Origin of the sequence: Enterococcus sp. AZ128, from assembly GCF_051714485.1 — a bacterium.
In the GTDB taxonomy this organism is placed as follows: domain Bacteria; phylum Bacillota; class Bacilli; order Lactobacillales; family Enterococcaceae; genus Enterococcus_A.
The window spans coordinates 1293030-1308046 of sequence record NZ_JBIORZ010000002.1 but is presented as its reverse complement, the minus strand read 5'-3'; the positions used below and the strand labels follow the sequence as shown (position 1 = coordinate 1308046).

Here is a 15017-nt window from a genome sequence, read left to right as displayed (position 1 = left end):
GAACAGGTAAAATATGGGAGATACTGTTGCAGAAAGCTGGTTTATATGACTGAAAAAAATAGACACGAAAATGAGTTCCGTGAAACACCTTCACGAATGGCTCGTTATCATACAGAAGCGGCCGCACCGCCGAAAAAAGAGAATAAAGAGACAGCTGCGCAGGTAGCTGAAGCAGCACCGACAGAAACAGTTGCTGCTAAGCCGAAAAAGCAAGCAAGTGCGCAAGAAAAAATGGTACAAAGTACAGCTTGGTTGACAGTCGGTAATATTTTCTCGCGCTTATTGGGCGCTGTTTACGTGATTCCGTGGATTGCTTGGATGCAGCCTCACGGGTTAGAAGCCAATTATTTATATACAAAGGGCTATAATGTTTATGCCCTATTTCTAATGATCTCCACTGCTGGGATTCCAGCGGCCGTAGCCAAACAAACGGCTCGCTATAATTCGATGAATGAATACGGGTTAAGTAAAAAACTGCTCTTTTATACGATGCGTCTAATGACCATCGGCGGCGTGATTTGCGCTGCCATCATGTACTTAGGTGCGCCGTATCTGTCTCAAGGAAACGCGGACTTAGTGCCTGTTATGCGTTCCTTAAGTGTTGTTTTGCTGATTTTCCCTGCGATGAGTGTGATTCGCGGATTCTTCCAAGGAAACAACAATATGAAGCCTTACGCGATTTCTCAGATCGTCGAACAAATCGCCCGAGTTTGCTACATGTTAGCTTCTGCGTTTATTATTATGCAGATCAACAATGGCAGCTATAAAACAGCGGTCGTTCATTCAACCTTCGCTGCCTTTATCGGTGTCGCTTTCGCGATGGCCGTTCTGCTGTTCTCACTGCTTAAGGAGCGTTCGGCTTTCCGAGAATTGATCAGAGAAAGTGATAATAAGATTACCTTCTCCGGACGGCAATTAGTCCTTCAGATGATCCAGCAGGCGATTCCATTCATTATCGTCGGCAGTGCGATCAGTATTTTTAAACTGATTGATCAATATTCCTTTGAAAAAATCATGTCCATCGTAACCGATAATTCTGCCGCAAAAAACGCGGATTTGTTTGCTTTGATCTCCGCTAACCCCGATAAGTTGACGATGGTCGTCATCGCTCTCGGTACCGCGATGGCAACAGCTGGTCTGCCGCTGATTACAGAGCGTTTTACGAAAAAGGATCATGCAGGTTTAGCAAAATTAGTAACGAACAATATCCAATTGCTGTTCTTTGTCATGATGCCGGCGACTGTCGGAATGATTGTCTTAGCTTATCCGTTGAACACCTTGTTTTACTGGCCAAATCTACTTGGTTCTCAGTTATTAGCCGCCTCCTGTGTGGTGGGAATCATGATGGGACTATTCATGGTCTGCTCAACAATGCTCCAAGGTTTGGATGGCAATATGCAAGCTGTCTGGTTCTTAGGTGTCGGAATTTTCGTTAAAGTCGTGGCCCAATTCCCGCTGACTTATCTGTTTGAAGCTTATGGTCCGCTAATCGCGACATTCGCAGGCTTCTTAGTAGCAAACATGTTTTTACTGGACCGAATCCACGTCATCACGCAATTTCCGTTTAGAGAAACAATGCGATCTATCGCTAAAGTCACGGTGATGTCGCTTATTATGGGTGTCGTTGCGTTTGTAGTGAAATTCGGCTGTGAAATGATTTTAAGTTCAGATTCAAAGGTCCAATCTATGATCATTATTTTGATCGTAGCGGTCTTTGGCGGATTTACTTACATGATCTTAGCCTTAAAAACACGGATGGCTGATAAATTATTAGGACCACGTGTTGATGGGATTCGCCGCCGCTTACGGATGCGTTAAACCTTTAAAGCTCCGCAGATTAACTGCGGAGCTTTTTCTTTAGGCAAAAACAGCTTGGGCTTAGACGCCAAGCTGTTTTGCTGGAATTATTTCATACTTAAGTTCGAGTGCTGCGTTCATCCCATCACTTGTTTTCCTTCAGCAGATTGCGCCAAGTAATGATCGTTTTATTAACGTGGTTCAAAACCTCTAATTCTAATTTTTTCGTATCCGAGACTTCTTGCTGTAGAAAAGCTTCCAGCTTCTGATAATTCTCCTGCAGCAATTCACTGATCGACTGACTGTTTTCTGAAAAAATCAGACTATCGGCCTCTGCCTTCAACTGCTGGATCACGATCGGTGTCGTTTCCTGAAAATAAACATACCCATACGTATTCAAATTATTTTTATAGGACTGCAACGTCGATAGTGAACTCGCCAAAACAGCCGTAGCATCAGTCGTTCGTTTTGGAGCCTTGACAACTTCCTTTTTCCGCTGCGGTTTTTCTTTCCGTTTAAGCGCCCACCGCGTAATCAAAAAAGTTGCTAAACAAACAAATACGTTTGACAGCAGCACTTCTGGGCGTAGTAGATGATCGATCATGACTTTCACTTCCTCAAAGAGATGATACCATTATACCGAACTAGTTCATATTAAGGTATTCATTTTTCTAATAAACGAAAAATGACTCTTATTTTCACCACGCATACGATCCTTCTACACTTTACTAGTTATTTTTTGGCGGCTACTTGCTTAATCCTCTTTCGAACAAGATATTTTGCGAAAAGTCGGACTCGCAACTCGTTCATATTAAGGTATTCATTTTTCTAATAAACGAAAAATGACTTTTATTTTCACCGCGTATACGATCCTTCTACACCTTACTAGTTATTTTGAGCAATAATTTATTGGTTTTTATTTCAATTGGTTTATTCTGCGAAAAGTCGGACTCGTAACTCGTTTATCTGATTACACAGAAAAGCACATTGGGAATACTCCCAACGTGCTTATTTTACAGTCATTCGAACTTTGGTTAAGGCTTGTTCCAAATCAGCGATCAGATCCTCGGTGTCTTCGATTCCAACAGACAAACGCAAGAGGCCTTCTGTTACTCCTTGCTTATCTCGCTCTTCTTTTGGTACACAGGCGTGACTCATAGTGACTGGATAGGATAAGATTGATTCCACTCCTCCTAAGCTCACTGCGGCGATCGGTATCTGCAAAGCGTCAGCAAAAGCGTACACCGCTTCTTGATTCGCAAGATCAAATGACAGCACCGCTCCGCCAGAAGTGGCCTGCTGCTTATGCACCTGATATCCAGAATGACTTGGCAAGCCGGGATAATGAACCTTTTGTACGACTGGATGCTCCTCCAGCATTTGGCTGATCATTCCTGCGCTGCGAGCACTTTGCTCCATCCGCAGTCCCATTGTTTTCAAGCCGCGCATCGTCAACCAGCAATCCTCCACACCTAAAATACCGCCTAATACCTTTTGCTGCAATTTGATTTGGTTGTGCCACTCTTCATCGTTAGTAACGACTAATCCCGCCACGACATCGCTGTGACCATTGATAAATTTGGTGGCGCTGTGAATCACCACATCGACACCCAAAGCTAGCGGCTTCTGAAATTGCGGTGTCATAAACGTATTATCAATCATAGTCATCAAATGATGTTCTTTCGCTAGTGCAACGACCCCTGGAATATCCGTCACCGAAAGCAGCGGATTAGAGGGTGTCTCTAAGTAAAGTCCGCGGGTATTAGGACGAATCGCATGCGCCCATTCTTCCAGCTTCGTTTCGTCAACGAAGGTCACTTCGATACCGAAACGCTTCATGACTTCATTGACCAATTGGAAAGTCCCGCCGTAAATACTCTTGCACATCACTAAGTGGTCCCCTTGGTTAAAACTCAATAATAACGCCGAGATCGCACTCATTCCAGAAGCGAACGCTGTCGCGTATGAGCCGTTTTCCAGTGCAGCCACTGCTTCTTCTAACGCCGTTCGGGTCGGATTACCAAAACGGGAATACGTATAAGCTTGTCCATCCTTAATGGATGCTTGTTTAAAAGTTGAACATTGGTAAATCGGAATTGATGAAGCGCCAGTCTCTTCATCAAATGCATGATAGCCATGAATTAATTTTGTCTTATCTTTCATCACTAATCCCCCTCAATCATTACTAACAAGCATAGCTTAACACTATTTAAAACGTTTTCAGGTTTTTTGGATGAATTCCCATAAGAAACTTAGCCTATTTTTAGGAATTCTTGGCGCTTTCTAATGGATGAAAAAATAAAAAATGGTTCCTAAGAACAGCAGCAGTCCAAAGTTGACTCCGCTGAACAGGCCGAAGAATTTTTTTGTCTCATCAGGATAATACATCCGAAACAAATTGTAGCCAATCAGATTCGCTAATGAAGCCAGCAAGGTCCCTAGTCCACCGATGTTTACCCCTAAAATAACCGCTTGCTGATTTGTCGTAAACGGCGCGATCAAGAAGGCTGCTGGAACATTCGAGATAATTTGGCTCAAACCCAAACCTGCCAAGTAGATTTGCTTGCCGTTCAATGCCTGCAAGAAGTCTTTGATAACTTGCGCTTCACCGATATTTCCAACGATGATAAAGAAACAGACAAAAGTCAGCAGCAACCCGTAATCCACTGCTTTGAATAGTTCTCGGCGATAAAACACAATAACAAGCGCCACACCCGGAATAACCCACAAATACGGCAGAACATTCAGTACCACTAAGATCATAACCAGCATCAAGCCTGTTAGTAATCGTGTTTCTTTGCGGTCAAACGGTCTGTTGCTTAAATCAATTTCCGCTAAAGAATCCTTCGCCACTAGGAAAGTTAAGACACCTAATGAAATAAGACTGACAAATAATAGAAAGGACATCCAGGTCAAAAACTGACTTAACGGAACATGATAGTAATCATACAAAAATAAATTTTGCGGATTGCCGAACGGGAAGAAGCTGCTGCCTAAATTCGCGGCTACAATGATCAAGACGCTGCCTAAAAAGCGACCTTTGAATTTTGGCACAACCGCTAAAAGCTTCAAATAGATCGGCAGCAGCGTCAAAATCGCTACGTCATTCGTCAAAAACATCGATCCTACTAAGGACAAAAGGATCATCAATTGAACCAATTGGCGGCTGTTCTTGGAATAGTGTAAGAGCTTCTGGGCGACGAACCGTAGCAATCCAACCTGTTCAAAGCCTTGGATCAAGAGCATCAAACCGAATAAGCTGAAGATTACCTTGTAGTCAATGAACTCTACAGAAAAACGACCTACGAAACAACTGATGATTGCTAGAAGCAAAGAAATACTCATCAACCGATTGTTTCTCAAATATTCTATCATTCGCCTCGCTCTCCTTTCCGCCGCTCATAAATATTAAATAGACTGTATTAGCATACTCCAAAGAGGGAAAAATGCGCAAAAAATAGACTCTCGATTTGAGAGTCTATTAGATCGGCTTTGACTAAATCGGCTCTTGATTCATGAATTCCTGCGGCTGATTTCGTTTACTTCGGTAATTGATCACGATTCCAATTTGAATAACAGCCACAACTACAATAATCGCACTGATAATCAAACGAATCGACAGCGTATCTCCAGTTGAAATATAATGCAGAACATCACCATCGGACCACGTTTGTTCTTGCAATAAATCTACTAGTTCCTGACTAAAAATATTGTTGTGAAGCAGTAACAAAACCCACATAATCGCTGAAACAGCATTGTCAATAATCGACCAAAAGCAGACACGATTGCTCCAGCGGCGATCGATCAGCTTCAGGACACTGGTAATCAGCGTCAACAAAATCCCGACGATCAATACTGGTATCAAAAATCTAGTAAAGCTGCTGCTGAACACCGGCATATTGATAATAACAGGCCCCGTGTTAGAAAAAATTTGAGGAAAAGCATTCAAAGCGCTAAACAATAGAAAGGCGCTGAAAACCAATACTGCGATAATTTCCGCTACAGCATCAGAGATTGGAATCATTTTTTCTGTCATTACTGCCGGCAGATCGGCGACTTTCCACTCTTCTGTCTTTTTATCCTTTAAAAGCCCTGTGCGTTCAGAAATCACAAATCCTACAGTCGTCCAAACCAGCGTCTGCATCACACCAGACACTCCGCTTTGAATCCCCGATTGAAACATGACCTGCAGAACACTGCTTACCTTCGGCCCATTTTGTTGAAAAGCCTCGATCCCGCCAGTGACCGCTCCCACTACAACAGTAAGTATTCCGATTATCGGTACCAGCAGTCTTAGCAAACGCAGATAATCATCATACACTTGCGGTGAAATCAAGTAACGCGGATTTTGCCGATATTGTTCCGCTAATTTGGCTGGCGAGCCCATTGATTGTAAAACCTGTTCAATTTCAGCCTCGCTTGGCTGATCAGACAGCATATCATAAATGTTGCTGCGTAATTCTTTCGCAACTTCTTTTCGTTCATTTTCCGGCAGCTGCTTTACCACCGCTGCTATGTAGCGTTCGATTAAATTTTCCATTTTCACCCCTCCGAATAAATACCAATTACACTTTTTTGCATTTCCTTCCACTCTTCAAACAATTTCCCTCGAACCGTTTTTCCCATATCGCTGATCGAATAATACTTGCGCGGCCTGCTCTCAGTCGTATCCCAATCACTTATCAGCAGCTCTTGTTTTTCCAATCTTCGCAGCAAGGGATAGAGCGTGTTAGCTTCAATATCCATCCCTCGCTCCTGTAACGTCTGCAAAAGCGCGTAACCGTAATGCGGCGTGTTCAAGCTGCCTAATACAGCCAAAACCAAATTGCCCCTTTTTAATTCCGTGACATAATTTTGTACGAGATCCTTATCTGGCATGCGATCACCTCTTAATAATCATTATACTGTGTGTCACACAATATAGTCAATAACATAATATTGTAAATATAAAAAACTCTCGAAAAATTTTCGAGAGTTTCACTATTATTTCGTTTCTAAATCATGTAAGAACAATCCGCTCAAGAGCTTCGGTTCAAACCATGTTGACTTCGGCGGCATGATCTTCTTCGCGTCCGCAACATCTAGTAAATCGGTCATTTGTGTTGGATACATTGAAAAAGCTAATTTCCAATCACCTGAATCGACCAATTTTTCCAGTTCTTCAGTTCCACGAATTCCCCCGACAAAATCAATCCGTTTGTCGGTTCGAATATCGTTGATCCCAAAAATATCCTCCAGCACATATTTTTGCAAAAGCGCCACATCCAATTTTTCAACCGGATCATTAGGAACCTTCTCAGGCTTAATGCTCAACGTATACCATGCAGTCCCATCATACAACTGACAATCTCCAGCATGTACAGGCTTCTTCACACCTGTCTCGGTCACTTGATAATTCTCACTCAAACGATCCATAAAATCAGCTGGCGGCGCTGATTTCAGCACCCGATTGTATTCCCAAATCGCCAACTCATCTTCCGGGAAGATAATGGATAAGAACTGTTCTGTTTCAGGATTTTGTTCGCCAGACTCACGCTTTTCTAAACCAATTTTCACCGCAGATTCTGTGCGATGATGACCATCCGCGATATATAAAGCATCGACATCGGTAAACAACTTCGCTAATTTTTCGTTCGTCGCCGCCTGATCGATCACCCAAACACGATGGGTCACATCATGGTAGCTGGTAAAATCATAAACTGGCGTATGTTCCTTTTGCCAATCCTTGATGATTGTTTGAATCTCAGCCTGTGGACGATAGCTCAAGAAAATCGGACTAGTATTCGCGTCACACGTTCGGATATGATTCATCCGATCGATTTCTTTTTCATGACGAGTAAATTCATGCTTCTTGATTTTTTCGTCAATGTAATCGCTGATTGAGGTACAGGCCACGATTCCAGTTTGACTGCGGCCATCCATGACTAATTCGTATAAATAGAAGTAAGCGTCTGTTTCTTTGAACAACCAGCCCTTTTCTAAAAATGAGGCTAAATTGTCCGCCGCTTTTTGATAGACCTGTTCATCGTAAGGAGAAAGGTCTGCTGGCAGATCAATCTCTGCTTTGTCGATGTGAAAATAGCTGTAGGGATTATCCGCCGCTAAATCTTTTGCTTCCTGCGAATTCACGACATCGTAAGGTAAAGCCGCTACTTTATCAGCCAATTCCTTCGCTGGCCGAATGCCTTTAAAAGGATGAACTTGAACCATTAAAATTCACTCTCCTCATCTCGCTTGATCGCGCGGACACGGACAATGCCCTCATTCTTGCCCAGCTTCTCAACGATTGCTGTGATCTTATCTGGATCTGTTTCAGAAACATCTACCAATGTATACGCATGGTCGTCTTTCCCGCGATTCACCATGTTGTCGATATTGACTTCCAGAGAAGCGATCTCTGATGCGATCAATCCTAGCATATTCGGGACATTGCGATTGATGATCGTGATCCGGTAAGGTGAATCAAACGCCATTTCCACGTTCGGGAAGTTAACGGAACGTTTGATAACTCCAGTTTCTAAGAAACGCTTCAAGCCGCGAGCGGCCATCTTCGCGCAATTTACTTCCGCTTCCTCGGTTGATGCGCCTAAATGCGGCAATACCGTGATTTTATCGTTATGCAATAATTTTTCTTCCGCAAAATCAGTCGTAAATCCGGCGATTCGGTCTTCATTGACCGCCTTCAATACCGCATCTGTATCAACAATCTCTCCACGAGCAAAATTCAATAAGCGAGCCGTTTTCTTCATTTGCATCAATTCTTCGGTGCTGATCAAATGGTGTGTATGCTCCGTCAACGGCACATGAATCGTAACGAAATCACAGTTGGTCAAGACTTCTTTCAAGTCCTTCGCCCGTTTCACACGACGAGAAATGCTCCAAGCCGTATCCACAGAAACATACGGATCGTAACCCGTCACTTCCATCCCTAAGCGATAAGCATCGTTCGCTACCATCGCTCCGATCGACCCTAAACCAATCACTCCCAGTTTTTTGCCTTCTAATTCAGTGCCGGCGAATTGCGCTTTTTGTGCTTCCGCCTGTTCATCAACATTGCTGCCTTCTAGGGTCTGTACCCAGCTGATCCCTTGAACCATTGGCCGAACAGACAGCAATAAGCTTGCTACGACTAATTCTTTTACTGCATTGGCATTGGCGCCTGGTGTGTTAAAGACCACGATGCCCTTTTCCGTGCAGTCCTTGACCGGAATATTGTTGGTGCCGGCTCCAGCCCGCGCTACTGCTAAAACTGATTCAGGAAAGGCATAGTCATGTAATTTCTGACTGCGCAAAATAATTCCATCCGGCTCTTCACTTTCATTGATACGATAATTTTCTTTATCTAAACGCGCCATTCCTTCAGGAGCGATCGCGTTGAATGTTTTAATCTGAAACATCTAATTCCCTCCGTTTTCCTTCTCAAACTTCGCCATAAATGCCACCAACGCTTCAACGCCTTCAAGCGGGAAGGCATTGTAAAGACTTGCCCGCATGCCGCCGACAGAACGGTGACCTTTTAAATTTTCAAATCCTTCTGCTAACGCGCCTTGGTTGAAGGCTTTATCTAATGCTTCATCCCCGGTAACAAACGGAATATTGGTAATTGAACGGCTCGCTTTTTCAACTGGACTTGTAAACAAGCTTGAATTTTCGATCGCGTCATATAAAAGTTGAGCTTTTTTCTGATCCTTTTCAGTGATCCCAGCAACACCGCCTTGGGCTTTCACCCATTCAAAGACCAATTTGGCGATATAGATGCTGTAAGTTGGCGGTGTATTATACAGCGAATTGTTTTTCGCTTGTAATGCGTAATCCAACATGGGTGCAAAGGCCGCCTCTTGATTGAGCAAGTCTTCACGAATGATTACAACCGTAAGCCCCGCGGGACCAATATTTTTCTGTGCTCCAGCATAAATCACGCCGAAGTCTTCTACTTTATAGTCATTGGCTAAAATATTCGAAGACATATCCGCAACCACCGGCACCTTGCCAAAGCTCGGAATTTTCGCAAATGCGGTTCCTTCGATCGTATTGTTAGTAGTAATATGCACGTAGGCTGCGTCTTGATCAACCATTTCCGGCATTTCTGGAATGTAGGTATGATTCTTGTCTTCACTAGAGGCGATCACTTCCACCTCGACATTTTCAAGTGCCTTCGCCGCACTGATGGCTTTCTTCGACCATGAACCAGTATTAACGTATAAAGCTTTTTTACCTTGCGCCAGGTTCAACGGAACCATCGTAAATTGTAAGCTCGCACCACCCTGTAAGAATAAAACCTTGTAATTATCAGGGATCGCCATTAATTCTCTCAATAAGCCTTCAGCCGCTTGAATGATTTCTTCAAATAAGGAGGAACGATGACTCAGCTCCATCACCGACATACCGCTATTCTTGTAATCAAGCATCTCGGACTGCGCAATCTCCAACACAGCTTTCGGTAGTACTGCGGGACCTGCAGAAAAATTGTAAATCGTCATACTTATTCTCTCCTTTTTCATAGTTATAGAATTCAATCATCTTTATACTGAAAAAAATGCTGGATTGCCGCTAAACCATCACTAAAACGAAGCAAATGCCCATTAAAGCCGCTCGGCAAGCGAAGCGCTATCCTGCATCAAGATGTGATGACAATTATAACAGATGTCCTTAAATGATAAAAGCCTAATTCTAAATTAATTTCACTGTAATTTGTATTTTGTCAGAAATTTTCATAATCACTTACATAAAATGAACTTGGTTTTCACTGCCCATATGATTTCATTAAACTTTTTTCAAAGTTCTAGGTTTATGACTATCTATCGTCAGTCAACAATATGTGCTACGTAGATTAGCATTCACTGCTAATTCAATTAGCGGCAGTCACTTTTCTTTGTAATAATGGGAGTCACAAAAAGACGTAGCGCTTTTTGTGCGCTACGTCAACTGTTCTTCGGTTCGTTTTAAAAATTGTTCAAATTGCTTTTGTTCATTTTGTGAAAAAGCCGATTCGATTTGACGTCCTAACTCTTGGAAGATGGCTTGAACCTTTTCAACCATCTGCTCGCCTTCTGATGTCAAATAGATATTTTTTTGACGTTCATTATTTTTCGGAATCTCGCGATAGATGAAGCCCTTCTCATCTAAAACTTTCAAAATATTGGTGACCGTCGCCTGCTGTTTTCCTAAATAGTCAGCCAAATCTCGCTGCATCGTACCTGGATACATGGCAATAAAACTTAAGCTGCGGGACTGCAAGCTGTTTAATTGGAGTGTCTTTAGTCGTTCCACTACAAAGTTTTGCTGCAGTACACCAATTGTATAGATCTTTTCAGCCAGATCCTCACGTTTTGAAATCATGTGCCACCTCATTTCTTTATCAATAGTTTAAAACACAACTATTTATTTGACAACTATTTTAGAATAGCGTATGCTGTCGATAGTTAAAATTACAACTATTTATTTTTAAAGAAAGAAGCGGATACGATGTCATTGAATCCTCAGCAAATGGACAATACAAGAAAAGAATTTCGAGAGAATTTTGAACGCACTGGTCTTAGTTTTGAGCAGATCGCGGCCGATTTGAACACTACACCAGCTATTATCGAAGATACGCTGAATCTAACTGTCAGTCGCATTGAAGATCCTTGGGTTTTGAAGAACTATTTAGAGGATCAGCTAAGCACTCAGGGAAAACGCGCTGTTCCTTTCACTGCTTTAGCCGGCGATTACCATCGCCATTGGTTTTTGAATAGTCGACGGATCGATAAAAAAAAGATTGGGTAACTTATAGGGAGGTTTTTAGATGAAACTCATTACAATAGAAGAACATTTTATTTCACCTTCAGTCAATGACGCTTATACCAAGGCAAAAACACAAAATGCCACACCTGAAGAAAAAAACAAGGCGAAATTCATCGCAGACTTTATTGCTAAAGATGGACGAATTACTGAAATTGGCGAAAAACGGCTAACTTTCATGGATGAACATGGTATTGATGTACAAGTGATCAGCTATGGAAATAACAACCCAATGGATTTGCCGGCAGAATCCGCCATTCCTCTTTGCCGCCAAGCCAATGATGAACTCGCTTCACACTGCAGTAAATATCCTGGCCGTTTTTACGGATTGGCCTCATTGCCCGTTGCCGACGTAGCAGCAGCCGTCAAAGAGCTGGAACGCGCGGTAGCAAAACTCGGATTAAAAGGTGCACAGCTTACTGGAACCTTTAACGGAGATTTTTTTGACGACAAAAAATACTGGCCGATCTTCGCAAAAGCCGCTGAACTCAATGTTCCAATCGCTTTGCATCCCGGTGAAGTCGCTCCACAAATAACCGATCATTATTACCAAGGTGCTTGGTCGCCCGCCGTCACAACTGTATTAGCGGGACACGCCTTTGGCTGGCATGCCGATACTGGTATCCATGTTATTCGAATGATCTTATCGGGCATTTTTGATCAATATCCCAACTTAAAAATCATTTCCGGTCACTTTGGTGAATTGATCCCTTTCTTTTTGGAACGTTTGGACGAGAATCTGCCTACTCAGTTAACCGGGCTGCAAAAAAATTTCGCAGACTATTATCGCCAGCACCTTTATTTAAGTCCTAGCGGTATGTTTTATGACGCCCCCTTCCAGCTTTGTCTAAATGAGATGCCGGAGGAACATATTCTTTGGTCACTGGATTATCCTTATGTGATGCGTGAAAATACGCGAGAATATCTAGAAGGATATTCCATTGATGACCCGTTGAAGGAGAAGATCGCCCACCACAACGCTGAAAAGCTATTTCAACTTAACTGATAAAAGGTTCCTTTCTAATTTGCTAAAAATTGGAAAGGCCTTTTTTATTCAGGCTTTCTTGAAAATAGTTCCACAACTAGTGATATTGGCTATTCAGGCTATCTAGCTAAACAACGGGGGCAATCGCACAGTAAATAAACCGTTAAAGATATGGGGGGCAAACAAATTTCCATCCTACCTCTTTTTCTTCTTCCGATTGTTCCCATTATTGCTTGTAGCCTTATTCGGGTTTCCACTTTGATTTTGCCGGTTTTTCCATTTATCGATCAGGCTCACCGCAGACAGCTGACTCCCGCTGCGTGGCCGAGTATTGTTTCTTATCTGCGTTTTCGTCGATTCGGCTATGACTGGATCAGCAACACCAACGGCGGGGTGTCTTTCCGCTATTCCAAAGTCAGAAATAACTGGCGGGGTAAATGGGTTCTTTTGTTGGTCCGCAGTTTCAGCTGGACGCTCCACAAATAAAACCTCAACATCTTCCAATGTTCGCCCTTCCGGCAGGTGTGATCGGATCAAGACCAGCGCTTCTGTATCACTCAAAGTTCTTGGATCAAAACCATAAGGCACCCTAATCGTCAATTTTTCTTTTGGTCTTTCAGTTAACAGTGGATCAATCTCCTGCTGCAGCTCCTCTTGCGGTTCTTCATAGTGGGAAACATTTGCACCTTCAAAATAATCAAATTTGACAAATTGAGCAAATTTGCGAATCTCCCCTTGCTGGAAGATTGTTAACGTCGTCAATATTTTCAACAACATCCGCGTATCCTCTCGTTTTTCCTCCTCGGCCATCGCAGGATGAATATCTCGTAATGTCCAGCTATACTTTTTCCCATTAGTCGCCTTAAAAACCGATACAAGATTATACCCATATTTTAAGTCTTCCATGGGTAAAGTGTGCTCCGCATAGAGATACTTGTTAGTTAAACGAGCCGCCTTGGAGTGTTCAAGGTACTCTTTTTTATTTGTAAAAAGCCTGCTGATTATTCTTTCAAACTCGCCGCTTTTAAAATAAGGCTTAAAATAGGCCAAATTTTTGCGTAAGACATCGCTAGGTTCAGCTGTCATGAATAATTCCCGAACTAAATCCTTTAAAAAATATGAATAATCGCTTAATACCAAAGCATTCTTAACCATGATCGCGACGGCATATTGGATGACCGCGGACACATTTTTAGTATGCTCGAAGTAGCTGATAATTTTAGGCTCTAGTGTACTGCGTTTTGTAACGAATAGTTGAACTTGGCTTAACGGTTTTGTTTGGACGGTTTTCTTCATAGCGATTGGCTTCCTCTCAGGTTTGTCTGCGCTTTCATAAATTCCTTAAAAATATCATACCCTTATAACAAGCAAAATACGAATCCAGATTCATAATAAAAAATAAAGTATTTTAATATTTCGTACTTTTTCGTCAAAGAAAAAAGTGTCTAAAAGGCTGCTATCATCACACCTTTTAGACACCTGACATTTTTTTAGAACATTCCGCTTACCCACATACTTGCTAAAACTACGACTAAAACAACCGCTGTAAAAACAATGACTATCAATGATTTCGAAAGAAAATCCTTCCCGACATTTCTCTCTTGACGCTTCTCTTCTACATCGTCGCCTTCCATATAAGCAACGATCTCTTTATACGTCTTGATATTTTTCTCTTTTTTAATTTTCTCGATCTTTATCGCGGCCCACATCCCAATAGCCCAAAGAACCAAGGGTATCAATAGTCCCTTATCGCCTAAAAACTTCCAGGCCGGGCCAAATGATAACGCTGCAGCCCCAATCGTGCCTCCCATAATCCAACTGTACTTATCCATCTCATCTTTTTTGATCACTTTTTTCATCGTTTCCACGTCTCCTTTGACAAGTTCGTCTAAAGTCACGTTAAAAAGAACACTCAGCAACAACAGATTATGGATATCCGGATAGCTCCGTTCGTTCTCCCAATTAGAAATCGTCTGACGAGAAACATAAATTTTTTCTGATAACTCCTCTTGAGAAAATCCCGCTTCTTCCCGCAATTTTTTTATCTGTCTGCTTAAATTCATTTCATCCGCTCCTTCATCCTCACCATAAGGCAACACGCTGATTCTCACCAGCAAAACTCTTTGTCATCGCCCTTTTCACCCGTGTCAAAAGTCTTTATCAATCCAATTAGGCTTGATTTAACAACGCTTTATGTTAGTATACACAACGCCCCAAAATATTCATCGCGCCATGCAGTAACATTGTCGAATAGCATTTTTTGTTCGCCAACGCAGCAATCCAAGAACGAAACCATAGCATAAGCCGGTAATTGCTTTCCGAATCAGCACCTCCGTTAGTCCCGAATCCACTCGCAATGCAATAGAATCAAAATAACCTAGATACCAGATGCCAAATAAAAAAGATGACCATAAATAAATCGCTGATTCTCATTTATAAATAACAAAAATCTGAT

14 protein-coding genes are annotated in these 15017 nt (G+C 42.3%); 3 read left to right on the top strand and 11 right to left on the bottom strand.

The features are described 5' to 3' along the window. The first annotated feature begins 45 nt into the window (after nucleotides 1–45). Nucleotides 46–1818, top strand: coding sequence for a putative polysaccharide biosynthesis protein (locus tag IGI38_RS18015; protein ID WP_438733107.1), 1773 nt, complete (start codon nucleotides 46–48; stop codon nucleotides 1816–1818). A gap of 124 nt (nucleotides 1819–1942) precedes the next feature. On the opposite strand, the gene IGI38_RS18010 is transcribed toward IGI38_RS18015, so the two are convergent. From IGI38_RS18010 to IGI38_RS17970, 9 genes are all read right to left on the bottom strand, one after another. Next, nucleotides 1943–2401 carry a hypothetical protein gene (locus IGI38_RS18010; RefSeq protein WP_438733105.1) on the bottom strand — a complete coding sequence of 153 codons (459 nt, stop codon included), beginning with the start codon at nucleotides 2399–2401 and terminating at the stop codon, nucleotides 1943–1945. A gap of 404 nt (nucleotides 2402–2805) precedes the next feature. Next, complete coding sequence (locus tag IGI38_RS18005; RefSeq protein WP_438733103.1) at nucleotides 2806–3960, bottom strand: trans-sulfuration enzyme family protein; 1155 nt, start codon at nucleotides 3958–3960, stop codon at nucleotides 2806–2808. A gap of 120 nt (nucleotides 3961–4080) precedes the next feature. Next, nucleotides 4081–5172 (bottom strand): SLC13 family permease, encoded by a 1092-nt coding sequence (locus IGI38_RS18000; protein ID WP_438733101.1) that lies wholly within the window; start codon nucleotides 5170–5172, stop codon nucleotides 4081–4083. Between the two features lie 121 nt (nucleotides 5173–5293). Continuing rightward, a complete protein-coding gene (locus IGI38_RS17995; protein WP_438733100.1) occupies nucleotides 5294–6337 on the bottom strand; it encodes an HAAS signaling domain-containing protein in 1044 nt (347 codons plus the stop codon). 2 nt (nucleotides 6338–6339) lie between these two features. Further along, entirely contained in the window at nucleotides 6340–6675 is a 336-nt protein-coding gene (locus tag IGI38_RS17990) for a PadR family transcriptional regulator (RefSeq protein ID WP_438733098.1), read from the bottom strand. Nucleotides 6676–6780: 105 nt separating this feature from the next. Then, entirely contained in the window at nucleotides 6781–8007 is a 1227-nt protein-coding gene (locus tag IGI38_RS17985) for a DUF1015 domain-containing protein (protein ID WP_438733096.1), read from the bottom strand. After that, nucleotides 8007–9194: a 3-phosphoglycerate dehydrogenase family protein gene (locus tag IGI38_RS17980; protein ID WP_438733093.1), complete on the bottom strand. Its 1188-nt coding sequence runs from the start codon at nucleotides 9192–9194 to the stop codon at nucleotides 8007–8009. Before IGI38_RS17980 ends, IGI38_RS17985 begins: the two co-directional genes overlap by 1 nt. Then, nucleotides 9195–10277, bottom strand: a complete 1083-nt coding sequence (serC, locus tag IGI38_RS17975; protein WP_438733091.1) for a 3-phosphoserine/phosphohydroxythreonine transaminase — start codon at nucleotides 10275–10277, stop codon at nucleotides 9195–9197. Between the two features lie 436 nt (nucleotides 10278–10713). Continuing rightward, nucleotides 10714–11136 (bottom strand): MarR family winged helix-turn-helix transcriptional regulator, encoded by a 423-nt coding sequence (locus IGI38_RS17970; RefSeq protein WP_438733089.1) that lies wholly within the window; start codon nucleotides 11134–11136, stop codon nucleotides 10714–10716. A gap of 126 nt (nucleotides 11137–11262) precedes the next feature. On the opposite strand from IGI38_RS17970, the gene IGI38_RS17965 reads away from it, so the two are divergent. Together IGI38_RS17965 and IGI38_RS17960 are read left to right on the top strand one after the other, a co-directional pair. Then, nucleotides 11263–11562 (top strand): DUF2316 family protein, encoded by a 300-nt coding sequence (locus tag IGI38_RS17965; protein ID WP_438733087.1) that lies wholly within the window; start codon nucleotides 11263–11265, stop codon nucleotides 11560–11562. Between the two features lie 19 nt (nucleotides 11563–11581). After that, nucleotides 11582–12583 carry an amidohydrolase family protein gene (locus IGI38_RS17960; RefSeq protein WP_438733085.1) on the top strand — a complete coding sequence of 334 codons (1002 nt, stop codon included), beginning with the start codon at nucleotides 11582–11584 and terminating at the stop codon, nucleotides 12581–12583. A 174-nt stretch (nucleotides 12584–12757) separates the two neighbouring features. On the opposite strand, the gene IGI38_RS17955 is transcribed toward IGI38_RS17960, so the two are convergent. Next, nucleotides 12758–13858 carry a hypothetical protein gene (locus IGI38_RS17955; protein ID WP_438733083.1) on the bottom strand — a complete coding sequence of 367 codons (1101 nt, stop codon included), beginning with the start codon at nucleotides 13856–13858 and terminating at the stop codon, nucleotides 12758–12760. 194 nt (nucleotides 13859–14052) lie between these two features. Next, nucleotides 14053–14625, bottom strand: a complete 573-nt coding sequence (locus tag IGI38_RS17950) for a helix-turn-helix domain-containing protein (RefSeq protein WP_438733404.1) — start codon at nucleotides 14623–14625, stop codon at nucleotides 14053–14055. Nucleotides 14626–15017 lie beyond the last annotated feature (392 nt).